Source organism: Rothia mucilaginosa, assembly GCF_049990865.1.
Lineage (GTDB): Bacteria > Actinomycetota > Actinomycetes > Actinomycetales > Micrococcaceae > Rothia > Rothia mucilaginosa_I.
This window is the reverse complement of sequence record NZ_CP188231.1, coordinates 626,478-643,933: the sequence shown is the minus strand read 5'-3', so window position 1 is coordinate 643,933 and position 17,456 is coordinate 626,478. Positions and strand designations below refer to the sequence as shown.

Here is a 17,456-nt window from a genome sequence, read left to right as displayed (position 1 = left end):
CGTAAGCACACACTCCCACACACAAACCCACAGAATATTCCTGCATGTGAGAGCAAAAAGAGGCCCCTAACCCCGCCCCACCACCCCGATACACTGGAAACATGACCCTCAAGCACACCGAACCCCAGCAGAACCCACAGCACAGCACAGAGACAGCCGAACCCGGCTACGCCGTAACGAAAACCCGCGGCATCTCAGAAAGCAGCGACCTGCCCGCCGACGCCATCACCGCCTCCAGCCGCGTGCAAAGCTACCTCAGAGACAAACGCAGCTGGATGAACGTCCTCGTCGTCGCGCACATGCAGCTCTTCTGCTGCGTGCTCTCCGTTGCCTTCATCAACGGCTACGGCTGGATCCCGGTCATCTCTGCACTCTGTAGCACCACCGCGCTCTACTTCCGCTACCGCTTCCCCTACGGCAGCATCTACGTGGTCATCGCGGCGCTCTGCCTCACCCTCGTGTCCCCCTTCCCCGACTCACTCGTCATCACTTGCTACCCGCCGGTCAGCCTCGCTGCCTACCACACCGGCAGGCACTGGACCCGCCGTGCACGCTTCCGCTCCCTCATCCTCGGCTGGGTCGGTGCACTCGCCGTCACCGTGCAGGCCTCACTCTCACTCCTCTACCACTGGGACGACATACCCGCCCGTATCTTCATCTCCCTGATGCTCGGCGTGCTCTGCGGATCCATCTTCACCGTCTTCTGGTTCCTCGGCGACTCCCGCCGCATGCGCGAACTGCGCAGCGAAGAGTTCGAAGAACGCGCCCGCCGCCTCGAATACGAACAGGAACAGGAACGCCGCCTTGCCGCGCAGGACGAACGCACCCGCATCGCCCGCGAAATGCACGATATTGTGGCACACTCGCTCTCCAGCATTATTTCTCAGGCGGATGGGGCACGCTACGCCGCCGCGAGCGCCCGCACCGCACGCGCACAGCAAACACAACAGGCAGAGCAGTCGGGTCAGGCTGAGCAGTCGGGTCAGGTTCAGCAGCAGAGCACACCGGATATTGCCGAGCAGACCCTCGAACTCATCGCAGATACGGCACGCGACTCCCTCACCCAGATGCGTTCCCTACTCGGGCTACTCCGCACGGACGAGGCAACCGCCTACGCGCCCGTGCCCACCCTCAGCGACGTGCCCGCCCTCGTGGAGCAGAGCCGCCGCGCCGGGCTACCCGTCACCTTCACCGGAATCACCGGCACCATGGCACGCACCCTGCCGCAGGGTGCCGAGCTGGCGGCGTACCGCACCGTGCAGGAGGCGCTCACCAACGCGCTCAAACACTCTCCCGGCGCGGCAACCACCGTCACCATTCACTGGGGTGAGGCCGGTCTGCACTTGCGGATTCAGAACGACCCGGTTTCCTCTGTTTCCTCTGCCTCGGCCTCTGCCGTAAATCAGCGCGCCAGCAGCCCGGTACCCGGTAGCGGTAACGGTCTGCGCGGCATGAGCGAGCGCATCGCCCTCTACCACGGCACCCTCACCTACGGTCTGCAGCCCGACGGCGGCTGGCTCGTTGAGGCGGCGCTGCCCTACCGCGACCTCTAATACCCGTGCCCTCTACTACCTCGTGATCTAGGATTGAAACTATGTACTCTTCTGCACCACAGACCACCCAGCCGATCCGTGTGATGCTCGTCGACGACCAGCGCCTGGTGCGCGGCGGCCTGAGCATGCTCGTCAACTCCCAGCCGGACCTGCAGGTCGTCATGGAAGCTGATGACGGCCTGGCGGCTATTGACGTTTTTGACCGCATGGTCTCTGAGGGGCAGGCGCCGCAGGTCATCCTCATGGATGTGCGCATGCCGCACTGCGACGGCTTGGAGGCTGCGCGCCGTATTCTGGAGCGTGACGCTCAGCGTGAGGAGGATGAGCGGGTGCGCATTATTATGCTCACGACCTTCGATATTGATGAGTACGTGTATTCGGCGGTGCGTGCGGGTGCGAGCGGTTTCTTGTTGAAGGACACTCCGCCGGAGCAGCTGCTGGAGGCGATTCGTACGGTGCACCGCGGCGATGCGGTGATTGCGCCGTCTGCGACTCGCCGTCTGTTGGAGCAGATGATTCCGGTGCTGGACTCCCCCGCTCCTGTTGTTCCTGCTGCTCCTGTTGCCGACTCTGTGCAGGCTACTCCCCCGGCTGCTGGTTCTGAGCTTCCTAAGGCGACGTTTATTCCGGCTGAGCATGCAAGCTTTGAGCCTGTGCAGGATTATCCGCATCGTGAGTTGATTGAGCAGTTGTCGCCGCGTGAGTTTGAGGTGCTGGGTTTGATTGCGCGCGGCTTGTCGAATGCGGAGATTACGCGGGAGTTGGTGCTGTCGGAGGCGACGGTGAAGACGCATGTGTCGCATGTGTTGGCGAAGTTGGGTGCGCGTGATCGTGTGCAGGCGGTGATTATGGCGTATGAGGCGGGTATCGCCCACTAGCGCCCCCTTATATAAGGACACGGCAGATTAGCAGATTAGAGGACACAGTGAAGCCCCGGCGGGCGCCTCCATATTGGGGCACCCTCCGGGGCTTCACTATCTCACGCCGAGTATCCGGGTTTGCCGGGTACTGTGACTATGCCGGGTTAGCCGCGCATACCCTCAACCGGGGACATGCGAGCCGAACGAGCCGCCGGCAGAGCCGAAGCGAGCATCGCGGCGAGCACACCCACAATCAGGATGACCACGTACCAGACGTACGGCAGGTCAAGCACGAGCGGGGCGGAAGCACTCATGGAAGACATAATAATCTGCGCCGAGAGGCTACCAATCACCGCACCGGAAACCATACCGAGCACCACTGCGGCGAGCGTAATCAGGATCGCCTCAATGGAAATCATGCGGCGCAACTGCTTGCGGGACAGGCCCAGCGAGCGGAGCATCGCATTCTCGCGGCGGCGTTCGTTGACCGACAGGGTCATCGTGTTTGCCACACCAATAATGGAGATGACCACTGCGAGCATGAGCATCACCAGGGTGAAGGTCAGCATGACGGTCAGCAGCTGGTCGTAGGTCTGACGTTCCTGCAGACCACCGGTGAAGGAGCTGCTCGGGCTGGCTCGGTTCAGGTCAGCCTGCAGGGCCGCGTTCTCGCTACTGGTCAGCGGGGATGCCGCGCGCACCAGAACGACGGTGTCGTTACCGGTTGCCTGGCTGGTGACGGTCAGGTGAGCTGCCTTTGTCTGAGCTTCCTTGTCACCGCTGGCGATTGCTTCTTCCAGGCGCTTCTGAGCTTCCTCAGCGGCGGGGTTGGCAACCTTCTGCGGGTTCTTGGCGTCCTGCAGCTTGGCGGCGGTGGCAGGGTTGACGATCAGCAGGTGCTGCTTGGTTGCGGACTTGACGGGCTTGAGTTCCACTTCGCCGAGCGGGCCGTGTGCCTTCAGGCGGCTGGACTCATTCAAGCCTGCGGACTTCCAGAGGCCCTGCGGCACGAGCACGGTGTCGTCGGCAAGGTTCGAGTTTTCGTCGGGCAAGATTGCCTTCAGATCGGAGGAGCTCAACGCCACCAGGTCGGAATTCTGGTTGGCGGTCTGTCCCTCGTACTCGACGGTGTAGTCGACCACACCGGCTGCGTAACCGACGGCGGATGCCTGAACGTTCTTAATACCCTTGACCTTGGAGGCGATCTCCTCCGCCTTGGTCACGGTGGAGGCCGCCTCAGACTGGTCATACGAGCTGTACTTCGCCTGCGCAGAAATCGGGTACTGCTGATCCAGAGCCTTGGTCAGCGAGGCGCTCAGCACCGAGTAACCGGTCAGCACAATCGACACGACCAGGGTACCCACCAGCACGGCACGACCGGTGGAGACGGTGCGTTTGGGCGAACGCAGCGCGTTGGCGAGCGCGAGCTTGCCGGTCTGGGTGCGGGTGACCATGCCGAGGGCGCGTACCAGCGGCGGCAGTACCAGCGGGGTGATGAGGAAGACTGCAATACCGAGCAGCAGTGCGGCCCCCATCATGAGGAGGATGGCCTTATTGCCGGCACCCTCACCGGAACCCTGGTTCTGAGCCAGCATAACCAGGCCGATACCTGCGGCGCCGAAGACCAGGCCCAGGATCGGGCCGACCTTGCCGGGCTTGCGCACCTCAAGGTTGGTGTGCTCGCTCATTGCGCTAATGGGCGAGATGCGCAGGGCGCTTCGTGCCGGAGAGAGCGAGGCAAGCACCGTGACGAGGGTGCAGATCAGGGTACTGATGATTACCGGGGTAATCGAGTACGAGATCATGATGCTGGTGAGGTTCGCACCAACCAGCGCACCGACCGGGAAGGTCAGCAGTGCACCGATGAGGGAGAACACCACGCCCACGGTAATGGATTCGACGAGCAGCATCCGCACGAGGGAGCCGCCGCGGGCACCGAGGGTGCGCAGCAGGGCGAGCTCACGGATGCGCTGACCAACCAGCACCGCGAAGGTGTTAGAGATGACGAAGGAGGAAACCAGCAGAGCCAGGGCCGCGAAGGCGCCCAGGACCACGCTAATGGAGGTGAAGACCGTGGAGATGCTCTTCTGGTAGTCTTCCAGCAGCTTCTGACCGGTCATGACGCGCGGGTCGTCTTTCTGGTTGCCAGTGCTGAGGGAGTCCTGCAGGGTCTTGAGCTTGGCGTCGGTTACGCCGTCCTTGAACTTGAGGTAGATGAGGTTCGCGCCAGCCATACTGCGGTAGCCTGCCGCGGAGCTGCTGTTTTCTGACTCGGCTGCTTTCAAGCTGGCTTCGCCGAGGGCGGTGCCGCCAATGAAGACAGCATAATTGGTGGTGGAGCCCTCAAAACCGGGGTCAAAAAGACCGACAACGGTGTATTCGGCGGTCTTATTAGTACCGGGGGCACTGACGGATTCTACAACGTCGGTGCTGGTGACCTTGCCGTTCAGCGAGAGGTTGTGCTTCTTCGCGAAGTAGGTAGAGAGCATGATTTCGTGGTCGCTACTGGGGATTTTACCCTGCACCTTGTACGGGAAGAGGCTCGAGTCGGCGGGCAGCTGGTCGTACTGCACCTGGGCTTTCTGGTCGCCGGTGCCGATCGTACCCGCAACGGCGTACTGCACCCAGTAGCCGGAGAGCAGGTCGCTCTGTTCCACCTTCTTGATCTGCTCACGGGTCAGGTAGATGGCGCTACTGTCTTTACCGTCGCTGGTTGTAGCGGCGGAGGCGACGACCGCCTCGGCGCGGGAGAGCACGTCACCAACGGAGGAGTTGACGGTCGCCTGCAGCGAGTTGGTGAGCATCATAATGGCGGCGATGAAGAAAGATGAGATCGCGATGCCTATGCCCGTGAGGACGTATTTTCCTTTGGAGGCGCGCAGGTTGGAGCGCGCCACCGTGTTCAGTGTGGTTGCCACGGCTTATCGACCTTCCAGCTGTGCCATTGCGCCGAGGACGGCGTCGTAGGTGGGTTCGATCATTTCGCCGGCGACCATGCCGTCCTTGATGAAGACCACGCGGTCTGCGTAGGAGGCGGCGTTTGCGTCGTGGGTGACCATGAGGATGGTCTGTGCGTGGTCGGTTGCGGCGGCACGTAGCAGGCGCAGCACCTCGGCGCCGGAGTTGGAGTCGAGGTTACCGGTCGGTTCGTCGGCGAAGACCACTTCGGGGCGTGCAAGCAGGGCGCGCACGATGGCGACGCGCTGCTGCTGACCGCCGGAGAGCTGTTCGGGGCGGTGGTCGAGGCGGGTTTCCAGGCCGAGGGTCTTGACCAGGTAGTCGCGCCACTGCGGGTCAGGCTTCTTACCGGCGAGGCCCAGGGGCAGGTCAATGTTCTGACCCGCGGTGAGGGTGGGGACCAGGTTGAACGCCTGGAAGATGAAGCCGATGTGTTCGCGGCGGAACTCGGTGAGGGCGTTGTCCTTCAGGCCGAAGAGCTCGGTACCGCCAATACGAATCGAGGTTGCCGGGTTCGGGTCGGGGGTGTCCAGGGTTGCGATGGTCTGCATCAGCGTGGACTTGCCGGAGCCGGAGGGGCCCATAATGGCGGTGAACTTGCCCTGCTCAAAGTCAACGGAGACGTTGTTGAGGGCGTGGACGGTAGCTTCACCCATGCCGTAGGTTTTGGAAAGGTTTCGTGCGGAGACGGCGGGCTGTGCCGTCTGGGCGTGAGGAGTTGTCGTAGTCATAGTTCAATTATTTCACGCAGCGTGGCGCTGACTACGGGGTTTTTCTCATCCTCCAGGTTGATTTTGGTAGGTGTTCACCGGGCCTTTGCTTACGGATGCAGGGGTTCCCCACTCATTCCGCGGGCTGAGATGAGCCTGTGGCGGGCTGGGCGGGGTGCCGCACTCATCCTTAAGGATGAGTGGCGGCTCAATCAGCATTCTCTCTCTTTTTTTTCCCCCCCCCCCCGGCCCCGTGCACCCCTGCACCCCTACCCCGCTTCTCTGCCCCGCGCCTACACCTATATCTGCATGCGAAAAGCCCCCGGCTCCTCCCCCATCTGGGGTGGGGAAGCCGAGGGCTTTCTGTCGCTATCTGTTACGGCGCTATCTCAGGCGCTATCCGCTAATGGTAGCTGTTATGCCTTGGGTGCTTCGTAGCGGGGGAACACCGGTGCGGGTGCGGGCAGTTCGGTGCCGGGCACGAGTGCGGTGCCAAGGGCTGCGAACTGGCGTGCGTTGCCTTCGGGTACGCCGAGCAGGGTCAGCAGCTTGGCGGTGGAGTCGGGCATAACCGGCTGCAGTAGCAGGGCGACCTGGCGTACGACCTCGAGGGTTACGTACAGCACGGTGTTCATGCGGTCGAGTTCGCCGTTCTTGCGCAGGGTCCAGGGTTCCTGCTCTGCGAAGTAGGCGTTGGTGTCTGCGAGGACGGTCCAGATGCGGTCGAGCGCGCGGTGGAATGCCTGCTCGTCGAAGTCTGCACGGACCGGCTCGTAGAGGGCTGCCGCCTCGTCGAGGATCTTGCGGTCGGCTTCGGTGAATTCGCCGTGGGTGGGCACGGCGCCGCCGCAGTTCTTGGCGACCATGGACAGGGAACGCTGGGCGAGGTTGCCGAGGTTGTTTGCCAGGTCGGAGTTGATGCGGTTGATGATGGACTCTTCGGAGTAGGAGCCGTCCTGACCGAAGGACACCTCACGCATGAGGAAGAAGCGCACCGCGTCCAGACCGAATGCGTCGACGAGGTTTGCGGGGTCGACCACGTTACCGACGGACTTGGACATCTTCTCGCCGTTGACGAGCAGGAAGCCGTGGCCGAAGACGCGCTTGGGCAGTTCGATTCCGGCAGACCACAGGAATGCGGGCCAGTAGATGGAGTGGAATCGGGTGATGTCCTTACCGATGAGGTGCAGGTCGGCGGGCCAATACTTGGTGAACAGTTCGTTGTCGGTGTCGGGGTAGCCGAGGCCGGTGAGGTAGTTGGTGAGGGCGTCGACCCACACGTACATGACGTGCTTGTCGTTGCCGGGTACGGGTACGCCCCAGTCGAAGGTGGTGCGGGAGATGGACAGGTCGTTGAGGCCGCCCTTGACGAAGGAGATCAGTTCGTTGCGGCGCGATTCGGGGTAGACGTAGCCTTCGGTGGCGTAGAGTTCGAGGAGCTTGTCGCCGTACTTGGAGAGGCGGAAGAAGTAGGATTCTTCTTCGGTCCATTCGACTTCGGTACCGGTGGCGATGGCGTAGCGCTGGCCGTCGCGTACTTCAGTTTCGTCTTCTGCGTAGTAGGCTTCGTCGCGTACGGAGTACCAGCCGGCGTACTTGTCGAGGTAGATGTCGCCGTTTTCTTCCATGCGCTTCCAGATGGCCTGGGATGCGACGTAGTGGTCGGGGTCGGTGGTGCGGATGAAACGGTCGTAGCTGATGTTCAGCGCGTCGTTCATTGCTTTGAAGCGTGCGGAGTTCTCGTCGGCGAGTTCCTTGGCGGTCTTACCGAGCTTTTCGGCGGTGGTCTGCATCTTCTGGCCGTGCTCGTCGGTGCCGGTCATGAAGCGCACGTCGAAGCCGTCGAGGCGCTTGAAGCGGGCTAGCACGTCGGCTGCGATGGTTTCGTAGGCGTGGCCGATGTGCGGGTTGCCATTGGGGTAGGAGATGGCGGTGGTGATGTAGAACGGAGTTGCAGTCATAACTTTCAGTTTACCGCAGTCTTAGGCTAGGCTCTCACCGGGGTTACACTCTGATACGCGGTGGCTCATTGCGTGTGGGTGGAGGCTGCCACGCCGCATGTTTCCTCCGCGCCTACGCAGGGGCACCCGTCACCCGGACGCTCCGCTTCCTCCTTGCTTCGCTGTGGAGAGCGTCCGTGTGACACCCTGAGGGCGCTTCCGGAAAACGCGGCGCACCAGCCTAAACTTCCAGCCGCCAAGCAACACGCTAAACCGCGACAGCCCTCCTCCGCCCCAGTTCGCTAGGCACGGGGCACACACGGAACCACCGCACAGCTACCGCACCCCCGGCGGGATTCCAAGAGCCCCTGAACCACAGATGCACAGAGGTATAGATATTCCCCATCGCCACGCTAGGTAACCAAGCGAGGAAAGACGGTATCGCCCGTAGTGACATCAGGGTGTCCGAAGCGAAGCGAGGACGGGTCCCCTGTAGGAACGAGGGCGAATACCGTCTTCCAAGCATCGACCACCGGAGTAAGGGGAATATCTACACCTCAACCCATGAAAACTGTATTTATTCAGGGAACGCAAAAATCCCGCCGATTCCGAAGAATCAGCGGGATTTTCTATCAAGTGCGCCCCCTGGGACTCGAACCCAGAACCCATTGATTAAGAGTCAATTGCTCTGCCAATTGAGCTAGAGGCGCTTATTTGTTTTTCAGGGTTTCCCCTGCAACAAGTAAATACTATACGGTATTCTGTGGGTGCCCGCAACTCGAGCAAGCATGAACTGCATCACATATTTGGTGGGTGGTGCTATTTAGCCTGAAACAGCGAGAATCCGGCGCCCCGTCCCCTCCCCCGTGTGGGGTGTGGGTGGAGCACCGGATTCTTAGAAAGCTATTGCTGAGCTACCGCTTAGCGAGCGACGGAACCTTCGGTGTAGTCGTCGTCAACGGAGTTCCAGGAGAACAGCTCGCGCAGCTTGCGGCCGGTTGCCTCGATGGGGTGTGCCTCGCCCTTTGCGCGCAGTTCCTTGAACTCGGGTGCGCCTGCAGCCTGGTCTTCCATGAAGCGCTTTGCGAAGTTGCCGTTCTGGATGTCTGCCAGGACAGCCTTCATGTTTTCCTTGACCTCGGGGGAGATCACGCGGGGGCCGGAGACGTAGTCGCCGTACTCTGCGGTGTCGGAGATGGACCAACGCTGCTTAGCGATGCCGCCTTCGATCATCAGGTCGACGATGAGCTTGAGCTCGTGCAGGACCTCGAAGTATGCGATTTCGGGCTGGTAGCCTGCTTCGGTCAGAACCTCGAAGCCGTACTGGACGAGCTGGGAGGTGGAGCCGCAGAGGACTGCCTGCTCGCCGAACAGGTCGGACTCGGTCTCTTCGGTGAAGGTGGTCTTGATGACGCCTGCGCGGGTTGCGCCGAGGCCCTTTGCGTAGGACAGTGCCAGTGCGAGTGCTTCGCCGGATGCGTCCTTCTCAACTGCGACCAGGGCGGGAACACCGCGGCCTGCTTCGAATTCGCGGCGGACGGTGTGGCCGGGGCCCTTGGGGGCGACCATTGCCACGTCGACACCCTCGGGTGCGGTGATGTAGCCGAAGCGGATGTTGAAGCCGTGTGCGAAGAACAGTGCGTTGCCGGGCTTCAGGTGGGGTTCGATGCTCTCTGCGTAGACCTTTGCCTGGACCTGGTCCGGGGTCAGGATCATGATGACGTCTGCTTCTGCTGCTGCTTCTGCAACGGTTGCGACGCGCAGGCCTTCTGCCTCAGCCTTGGCACGGGACTTGGAGCCCTCGGACAGACCGACGATGACCTTCACGCCGGAGTCACGCAGGTTCAGTGCGTGTGCGTGGCCCTGGGAGCCGTAGCCGATAACTGCTACGGTGCGGCCCTGGATCAGAGAGAGGTCTGCGTCGTCGTTGTAGAAAATGGTTGCTGCCATTTCTTCTCCTCAGTAAGTTTGGTATGCGGCCCAGGCTGGGCTCAACATTGACTATTCTACTTGATAGCTGTTTAGTTGCGGGCTGTCGAGAGTACTTCTCAGCATCTGAAGTATCCGGAAGGTCTGTGAGCCCATAGGGGCGGGTATCGCATCGCCCGCCGGTTTCCCGGTTGAGGCGGTGCGATACCCGATGCTATTCCCCGCTGGTGCGGGGTTGGCGTGGCACCCTGGTGGGTGTTAGATGCGCTCGCTCATGGCGCGGGGGCCACGTGCCAGGCCGATGGTGCCTGCGCGAACGATTTCGCGAACGCCGTAGGGTTCCAGAACGTCCAGCAGGGCGTTGAGCTTCTCCTCGGAACCGGTTGCTTCGATAACAACGGACTCGGGGGAAACGTCAATCACGGATGCGCGGAACAGGTCTGCTGCCTGAACAATCTGCAGGCGTGCTACTGCGTCTGCCTTGACCTTAATCAGGATATGGCCGCGGCGGGTGGAGGAGTCGGCGGGAAGCTCGACGACCTTCAGCACGTGAACGAGCTTGTTCAGCTGCTTGGTGATCTGCTCGATGGTGTGGGCGTCACCTTCGGTCACGACGGTGATGCGGGAGACACCGGGGTTTTCGGTGGGGCCCACAGCCAGGGAGAGGATGTTGAACAGACGGCGGGAGAACAGACCGGAGACGCGGGTGAGAACGCCCGGCTTATCTTCTACCAGAACGGACAGAGTGTGCTGAGACATTAGTTCTCTCCCTCACGATCGAACTCGGGCGAAGTGTTCTTCGCAATCCAAATCTTGTCATTAGATACGCCTGCCGGGACCATGGGCCACACCAGGGCGTGGGGGCTGACGGTGAAGTCAATGACCACGGGGCGGTCGTTGATTTCGAGGGCAGCCTTGATGGTTGCGTCCACGTCTTCGTCGCGTTCGCAACGGAAGGTTGCGCAACCGTATGCTTCGCCGAGCTTGACGAAGTCGGGGATGCGTACGGTGCCGTGGCCGTCCTTCAGGTCGGTGTTGGAGTAGCGCTCGTCGTAGAACAGAGTCTGCCACTGGCGCACCATGCCGAGGGAGGAGTTGTTGATGATGGCAACCTTGACGGGGATGTTGTTCTGTGCGCAGGTGACCAGTTCCTGGTTGGTCATCTGGAAGCAGCCGTCACCGTCGATGATCCACACGGTGGATTCGGGGTGTGCGACCTTTGCGCCCATGCCGGCGGGGACGCCGTAGCCCATGGTGCCCAGGCCTGCGGAGCTGATGAAGTGGCGGGGGCTTTCCTGCTGGATGTAGTGTGCGCCCCACATCTGGTGCTGGCCAACGCCGGTGACGTAGTATGCGTCGGGGCCGGTGAGGGCGCTGATGCGCTCGAGGACATATTCGGGCGAGCCGAGGCCATCGGCGGGCTTCTCGTAGCCGAGCGGGTAATCCTTGCGGATAACGTTCAGCTCGTTCCACCAGTCGGTGAGGTTCGGCAGCTGGTCTGCGAACTCGGTGGAGAGCAGGTCGGTCAGCTCGGGCAGGACGTACTTGAGGTCGCCGACGATCGGCACGTCTGCGAAGCGGATCTTCGAGATTTCTGCCGGGTCAACGTCAATGTGGATGACCTTAGCTTCGGGTGCGAAGGAGTCAACCTGGCCGGTGACGCGGTCGTCGAAGCGTGCGCCGAGGGTGATGAGCAGGTCAGACTTCTGCATTGCGGCGACGGCGGGGACGGTGCCGTGCATGCCGGGCATGCCGAGGTTCTGGGGGTCGGAATCCGGGAAAGCGCCGATAGCGTTCAGGGTGGTGACGACGGGTGCGCCGATAAGCTTAGCCAGCTTGTGGAACTCTTCGGATGCACCTGCACGGACCAGGCCACCGCCGACGTAGAAGACGGGGCGCTTGGATTCGGTGATGAACTTGGCTGCTTCGTGGATCTGCTTGGAGTGGCCGCGGGTGGCGGGGGTGTAGCCGCGCAGTTCGAGGTCTTCGGGAATACCGCGGTATTCCATCATGCCGACCTGCGCATCCTTGGTGACGTCCACGAGCACGGGGCCGGGGCGGCCGGTGGATGCGATGTGGAATGCTGCTGCGAGCGCGCGGGGGATGTCCTGCGAGTCGGTGATCATGAAGGAGTGCTTGGAGATGGGCATTGCCATGCCGACGATGTCAGCTTCCTGGAATGCGTCACTACCCAGCAACTTAGTGGACACCTGGCCGGTGATTGCGACCAGGGGGATGGAGTCCATGTTCGCGTCTGCGATTGCGGTCAGCAGGTTGGTTGCGCCGGGGCCGGAGGTTGCGATGCACACGCCGGTCTTGCCGCTGGACACGGCATAGCCCTGAGCTGCGTGGCCTGCACCCTGCTCGTGGCGGACCAGGATGTGGCGGACCTTCTTGGAATCGTACAGGGGGTCATAGGTCGGCAGAATAGCTCCACCAGGCAGGCCGAATACGTCAGTCACACCCAGGTCTTCGAGGGTGCGGACGATTGCCTGAGAACCGGTCATGCGTTCTGCGGGAGCGTTTGCCGCGTCATCAGAAGTGGAAAATCCCATGGTCATGGAAATGCCTCGTGTCTTAATGGTTCTTCGTTGTACTCAATGTTCTGCGTGGGGTTTGTGTGGTCCTCACGCATCCTATGCCCGGGGGTACCAAGCTATAAAAAAAGCCCCTCGCTGTTGGTGGTAGCGGTAGGGGCGCTCAGTCGCAGTGAATAGACCCTGCCACTCGCCCTAGGCGACGTCGACAAGGTTTAGAATTCGCTGGAACATTGTTGTCTTCACCCTTCTATGGTGCGCTCTGAGAGGGGGTGAGTCAAATCTCTATGGGGTGTCGTGGTGGTTTTTGCACGGAAACCCCCAAGTCAACCTTCTTCTTTCATGATGTGGACACCTTGCGCGCGTGCGTGGATTCTAGCGCAGGTTTTTGAACAGGTGAGAAAAACTCGCATTTTTGGGCGTCATGGCGCGTAATATGTGCGAAATACTCGTGACCTTCGTTGGTTACCCCGGTAGACTGAAGCTATGACCGAACCGATTATCCCGGTCGCTGATGAGCTGACCGAAGCAAGTAAGTACGCAGAGGTTGTTGACCCCCGTAACTCTGTTGAGAGTAGCGAGTTTTTGACGGGTGAGGAACTCATTCGGGTTCTGCACCCGGTTTTTGACGACCAGATTATTAATTACGGTGCATACAATTTGGTGTATGCGACGGGTCGTGCTGTTTACCGTAATCCTGATTTGGCGTTGCATCAGTATCCTAATCAGCAGCATTTTATTGTTGGGTATCAGGATGCGCCTGATGAGGTGATTATTGCTCCGGTGAATTTGCCGGCGTTGACGCCTGCGGGTACGGCTACGACGATTGATAATACGAATGCACTGCATGCGTATCGTGTGGGTGATGATGCGGTGACGCTTGAGTCGGTGAATGGTAGCTCGTTTTATTTGTCGTTTGAGGATAATGCTGAGGTGGCGACTCGTTTTGGTGTTGGCCTGCTGGAGCAGGGTAAGGATGTGGAGGATTTCCGTGAGTTTGTGACGCGGATTTGGCCGGTCCTGTAATAGAGATTTTTTGTGTTGGATGCCCGCCGCAACTCTTAGGGTTGCGGCGGGCTTTCGTGTGCTTGCAGGCAAAACACCAACCACCAAGCAACACACTAAAAGGCGACAGCCTTCCCCCACCCCAGTTCGCTAGGCACGGGGCGCACACACGGAACCACCGCGCACCCCAACGAACCGGCGGGATTCCAAGAGCCCCTGAACCACAGATGCGCAGAGGAGCCGGGGGGGCACGTCGGTAGCGCGCCGTGTTTTCCGGATGCGCCCTCAGGGTGTCACACGGACGCTCTTCCGCAGCGAAGCAAGGAGGGGCGGAGCGTCCGGGTGACGGGTGCCCCTGCGTAGGCGCGGAGGAAACATGCGGCGCGCACCATCAGAAGTGAAGCCGAACCCCGACTCCTCAAGCCTATAAACTGCATTTTCAGAGGGAACGCAAAAATCCCGCCGATTCCGAAGAATCAGCGGGATTTTCTTTCAAGTGCGCCCCCTGGGACTCGAACCCAGAACCCATTGATTAAGAGTCAATTGCTCTGCCAATTGAGCTAGAGGCGCTTGTTTGTTTTTCAAGGTTTCCCTTGCAACAGAAAAATACTATACGCGAGTTTTTGTGGTGTACGCAAGTTGATTTGAGGTGAGCCTGGACACATTGTTTGGGTGGGGTATGTGGGACACTAGTGTGTGTACTGTGTGGGGCTCGCCTGTCCCCTCCCCTTTGTTGTTTTGAGGAGTTTTTGATGAGTGTTCGTCTTGAGCCGGGTGTTCCGGCGCCTGCTTTTACCCTTGCTGATGCGTCGGGTGTGGAGCATAGTCTGAGTGATTATGCGGGCAGTAAGGTGATTTTGTATTTTTACCCGAAGGCGTCGACTCCGGGTTGCACTAAGGAGGCGTGCGATTTCCGCGATAATTTGGCGTCGTTGAAGTCCTTGGGTTATGTGGTGTTGGGTGTTTCTCCGGATTCGCCGGCGGCTATTGCGCGTTTTGTGGAGAAGGAGTCGTTGACGTTCCCGTTGCTGTCTGATGCTGATCATGCGGTGGCTGAGTCGTATGGTGCGTGGGGTGAGAAGAAGAATTACGGCAGAGTGTATGAGGGTCTGATCCGTTCGACGTTTGTGATTGATGAGCAGGGTGTTGTTGCTTTGGCTCAGTACAATGTGCGTGCGACGGGTCATGTGGCGAAGTTGCGTCGTGATTTGGGTATTGACCCGAAGTAGGGTCGTGCTTTCTGTGTGTGTAGCGTGAGGGGCAGCGGCGCTGTGTAGCACCTCCGTGTGGGGGTTGCTGTTCGGCGTGTTTGCGGGCTTTTTGCCCTATGGGGGCTTCTTTTAAGGCTTGGAGAACCTTGGTTCCTGGTGTACACTAATTTTTTGTTGCCTCAGACGCATGCATCTTCGGATGTGGGGGTGACACTGCGCGCGAGTGGTGAAATTGGCAGACACGCAGGATTTAGGTTCCTGTGCCTTATGGCGTGGGGGTTCAAGTCCCCCCTCGCGCACACACACATTTACATTGGGCCCGCCGTCACGGTTTTCGTGGCGGCGGGCTCTCTTGTATGTGCCTTGCCGAGGTGGGTGTGTCTCGCCCGGTTGGGTGTTGAACCGTTATCCTGAGAGATAAGCATCCGCGACGGAAGAGAGGACCCTCCCGTGCAGCATCAGCCTTATGCATCGTCAGCTGTTGGCAATTCTGATGCGCTGCTGCGAGCTACTGCCGGCTCGAGTGGCTTGAGTCGACGCGCCGTTTTGCGTTTTGGCGCGCTTTTTAGTGCTGGTTTGGCGCTTTCTGCGTGTTCTGGTCAGTCTTCTGCCGGTTCGTCTACTGGTTCTTCGGCGAGTGCGAGCGCGTCGTCTGCTGATGCGCGTCGTGTGTTCCGTTTTGCGCAGGGTGCGGCGCCGTTGGGTTTGGACCCGGCGTTGTTTCCTGTGGCGAGTACGTATCAGGTGACGGCGCAGGTTTTGCAGACATTGTTGGTGGCGAATCATTACACGGGTGATCCTGAGGTTCAGGATTCGTTGTGTAGTGACTGGAAGGTTTCTGATGACCGTTTGACACATACGTTTGTGTTGCGTGAGGCGCATTTTAGTAATGGCGTTGCGTTGACTGCGGATGCTGTGGTGCAGAATTTCCAGAGGTGGCAGGCGTTGGCTACGGGTGAGGGTACTGCTGCTTTGGCGGTGCCTGCTCAGCCTTTGTTTGCGTGGGGTTTTGGTGTGCCGAAGCCGGGTTCTATTGATCCTTCGGCGGTGGAGCCTGCGCCTGTTCAGGCGTCTCCGTCGGGTGCGGCGACTCCGGGTGCTTCTGCGAGTGCCTCCCCGAGCGCTTCTGGGACTGCTTCTGAGACCGCTACTCCGAGTGCGTCAGCTTCTGAGACCGCCTCCCCGAGCGCCTCTGATGCCGCGCGTCCGGGCGATAAGAAGCCCGCACAGAATGATTCTCAACCGTATGCGGTGCAGTCTTTTATGCCGTTGGTTTCGTCGGTGGTGGCGAAGGGCAACTCCGTGGTGGTGACCCTGTCGCGTCCTTCGTTGGCGTTCCCGCGTATTTTGACGCAGCAGGCGTTCGGCATTATTGAGCCTTCGCTTTTTGGTGCTGATCAGAAGCTGACGGGCAACCCGGTGGGTACGGGTGCGTTCCGTGTGGAGTCGTTCGAGGGCGGCACGGTGCGTCTGCTGAAGAACACCCATTTTGAGGGTCAGGCACCTGAGCTGGATGAGATTCAGATTTCGACCCTCACTTCGTCGGATAAGCGTTATTTTGCACTGATGGAGGGTCATATTGACGCCTGCGATCAGGTGAATTCTTCTGATCTGGGTCAGCTGGCACGTGATGGTTATCAGACTCCTGGCCGTGACCCGTTCTCGCTGGTGTATTTGAGCCTGAATACGGCGCATCCGGTGTTGAAGAATATTTCGGTGCGTCGCGCTATTTCGCATGCGGTGGATCGTGGCGCGTTGCGCCAGTATTATCCGCAGGGCACCTCGGAAGCGCAGACGTTGATTTCGCCGTCGTTCCGCATTAAGGCTGATGATGCGAAGAATTACACGGACCGCAATCAGGATACGGCGCGCTCGCTGTTGGCGACGGCTGGGTACGACAATCAGGTGATTGAGTGCTACTACCCGGCTGATGTGTCTCTGCCGTGGATGGATACTCCACAGAAGGTGTATTCGGAGATGGTGGCTTCGCTGATTGAAGTGGATTTGAATATTAAGCCGGTGCCTCTGCCGTGGGCTGAGTATCTGCCGAAGAGCCGTGAGGTTTCTTCTGAGCGCGGTATTACGTTGGCCGGTTTCTACGGCATGTACCGTGACCCGTATGCGTTCTTTGGTCCGGTGTTGGCGCCGCTGATTGCTGAGCATCAGGTGCGTTCGTTGATTACGAATGCGCCATCGGATATGACGACGGGTTTGACGAAGAAGAGTTCTGATGTGCCGTCGTCGCGTGGTGCGGATTCGAATGTGCGGATTTCTGCGTCTCCGAGCCCGCAGCCGAGTTATTCGCCGGATCCATTGTCTCCGGAGGAGGAGGCTTCGGCTTCTGCTTCGCCGAGCCCTTCGGTAACTCCTTCGCCGTTGCCTACTGCTGCGGCGGTGGCGCCGTCGCCTCGTTTTACTGAGGTGATGGAGGCGATTCGTACCGCGGATTCTGCCGATTCGATGGATTCGCAGCGTGAGTTGTATGCGAAGGTTGTGTCTCAGTTGGGTCAGTTTATGCCGGCGGTTCCGTTGTTGAATGTGACGTCTAAGGTGGCGGTGAGCCGTGAGGTTCAGGGTTATCAGACGGAGCAGAATGCGATTGAGCTGTTCGGTAAGCTGCGTAAGTTGTAGACAATTCAGGTTTGAGTGTTGCGTTGCATGTGTTTGGCGTGCCTTGGAGGGTTTTTGCCCTCCAGGGAAGCTAGCATGTGAGCTGCAATACTCTCCTGTTATTTGCTGATTCTAGCTATGCC

Annotated in this window: 11 protein-coding genes and 3 tRNA genes; 6 read left to right on the top strand and 8 right to left on the bottom strand. The window is 60.0% G+C overall.

What is annotated here, in order from left to right; all coding sequences use genetic code 11:
- Nucleotides 1–101: 101 nt before the first annotated feature.
- Nucleotides 102–1,553 (top strand): sensor histidine kinase, encoded by a 1,452-nt coding sequence (locus tag ACP3RB_RS02645; RefSeq protein WP_426699352.1) that lies wholly within the window; start codon nucleotides 102–104, stop codon nucleotides 1,551–1,553.
- Between the two features lie 41 nt (nucleotides 1,554–1,594).
- Nucleotides 1,595–2,431 (top strand): response regulator, encoded by an 837-nt coding sequence (locus tag ACP3RB_RS02640; protein ID WP_426699351.1) that lies wholly within the window; start codon nucleotides 1,595–1,597, stop codon nucleotides 2,429–2,431.
- 146 nt (nucleotides 2,432–2,577) lie between these two features.
- Here ACP3RB_RS02640 and ACP3RB_RS02635 read toward each other — a convergent pair whose 3' ends face one another.
- The 7 genes from ACP3RB_RS02635 to ACP3RB_RS02605 form a co-directional block, all read right to left on the bottom strand.
- Nucleotides 2,578–5,331, bottom strand: coding sequence for an FtsX-like permease family protein (locus ACP3RB_RS02635; protein ID WP_426699350.1), 2,754 nt, complete (start codon nucleotides 5,329–5,331; stop codon nucleotides 2,578–2,580).
- A gap of 3 nt (nucleotides 5,332–5,334) precedes the next feature.
- Nucleotides 5,335–6,102, bottom strand: a complete 768-nt coding sequence (locus tag ACP3RB_RS02630; protein ID WP_012903286.1) for an ABC transporter ATP-binding protein — start codon at nucleotides 6,100–6,102, stop codon at nucleotides 5,335–5,337.
- 395 nt (nucleotides 6,103–6,497) lie between these two features.
- Entirely contained in the window at nucleotides 6,498–8,042 is a 1,545-nt protein-coding gene (gene metG / locus ACP3RB_RS02625; RefSeq protein WP_426699349.1) for a methionine--tRNA ligase, read from the bottom strand.
- 616 nt (nucleotides 8,043–8,658) lie between these two features.
- Nucleotides 8,659–8,731 (bottom strand) — tRNA-Lys (locus ACP3RB_RS02620).
- A gap of 211 nt (nucleotides 8,732–8,942) precedes the next feature.
- Entirely contained in the window at nucleotides 8,943–9,971 is a 1,029-nt protein-coding gene (gene ilvC / locus ACP3RB_RS02615) for a ketol-acid reductoisomerase (RefSeq protein WP_005508646.1), read from the bottom strand.
- A gap of 237 nt (nucleotides 9,972–10,208) precedes the next feature.
- Nucleotides 10,209–10,709 (bottom strand): acetolactate synthase small subunit, encoded by a 501-nt coding sequence (gene ilvN, locus ACP3RB_RS02610; RefSeq protein ID WP_060824598.1) that lies wholly within the window; start codon nucleotides 10,707–10,709, stop codon nucleotides 10,209–10,211.
- Nucleotides 10,709–12,511 (bottom strand): acetolactate synthase large subunit, encoded by a 1,803-nt coding sequence (locus ACP3RB_RS02605; RefSeq protein ID WP_426699348.1) that lies wholly within the window; start codon nucleotides 12,509–12,511, stop codon nucleotides 10,709–10,711. Before ACP3RB_RS02605 ends, ilvN begins: the two co-directional genes overlap by 1 nt.
- Nucleotides 12,512–12,973: 462 nt before the next feature.
- Between ACP3RB_RS02605 and ACP3RB_RS02600 the strand changes: the two genes are divergently transcribed.
- A complete protein-coding gene (locus ACP3RB_RS02600; RefSeq protein ID WP_426699347.1) occupies nucleotides 12,974–13,513 on the top strand; it encodes a hypothetical protein in 540 nt (179 codons plus the stop codon).
- Between the two features lie 476 nt (nucleotides 13,514–13,989).
- Here ACP3RB_RS02600 and ACP3RB_RS02595 read toward each other — a convergent pair.
- Nucleotides 13,990–14,062: transfer RNA gene (locus ACP3RB_RS02595), tRNA-Lys, on the bottom strand.
- A gap of 182 nt (nucleotides 14,063–14,244) precedes the next feature.
- Between ACP3RB_RS02595 and bcp the strand changes: the two genes are divergently transcribed.
- The 3 genes from bcp (at nucleotide 14,245) to ACP3RB_RS02580 (ending at nucleotide 17,334) form a co-directional block, all read left to right on the top strand.
- Nucleotides 14,245–14,721 (top strand): thioredoxin-dependent thiol peroxidase, encoded by a 477-nt coding sequence (gene bcp, locus ACP3RB_RS02590; RefSeq protein WP_426699346.1) that lies wholly within the window; start codon nucleotides 14,245–14,247, stop codon nucleotides 14,719–14,721.
- Nucleotides 14,722–14,920: 199 nt separating this feature from the next.
- Nucleotides 14,921–15,002, top strand: a tRNA-Leu gene (locus tag ACP3RB_RS02585).
- 151 nt (nucleotides 15,003–15,153) lie between these two features.
- Entirely contained in the window at nucleotides 15,154–17,334 is a 2,181-nt protein-coding gene (locus ACP3RB_RS02580) for an ABC transporter substrate-binding protein (protein WP_426699345.1), read from the top strand.
- Nucleotides 17,335–17,456 lie beyond the last annotated feature (122 nt).

Bases quoted from the DNA above. Each gene is read 5' to 3' on its own strand.
- ACP3RB_RS02645 (WP_426699352.1), top strand. From the start codon at position 102: ATGACCCTCAAGCACACCGAACCCCAGCAGAACCCACAGCACAGCACA.
- ACP3RB_RS02640 (WP_426699351.1), top strand. From the start codon at position 1,595: ATGTACTCTTCTGCACCACAGACCACCCAGCCGATCCGTGTGATGCTC.
- ACP3RB_RS02630 (WP_012903286.1), bottom strand. From the start codon at position 6,102: ATGACTACGACAACTCCTCACGCCCAGACGGCACAGCCCGCCGTCTCC.
- metG (WP_426699349.1), bottom strand. From the start codon at position 8,042: ATGACTGCAACTCCGTTCTACATCACCACCGCCATCTCCTACCCCAAT.
- ilvC (WP_005508646.1), bottom strand. From the start codon at position 9,971: ATGGCAGCAACCATTTTCTACAACGACGACGCAGACCTCTCTCTGATC.
- ilvN (WP_060824598.1), bottom strand. From the start codon at position 10,709: ATGTCTCAGCACACTCTGTCCGTTCTGGTAGAAGATAAGCCGGGCGTT.
- ACP3RB_RS02605 (WP_426699348.1), bottom strand. From the start codon at position 12,511: ATGACCATGGGATTTTCCACTTCTGATGACGCGGCAAACGCTCCCGCA.
- ACP3RB_RS02600 (WP_426699347.1), top strand. From the start codon at position 12,974: ATGACCGAACCGATTATCCCGGTCGCTGATGAGCTGACCGAAGCAAGT.
- bcp (WP_426699346.1), top strand. From the start codon at position 14,245: ATGAGTGTTCGTCTTGAGCCGGGTGTTCCGGCGCCTGCTTTTACCCTT.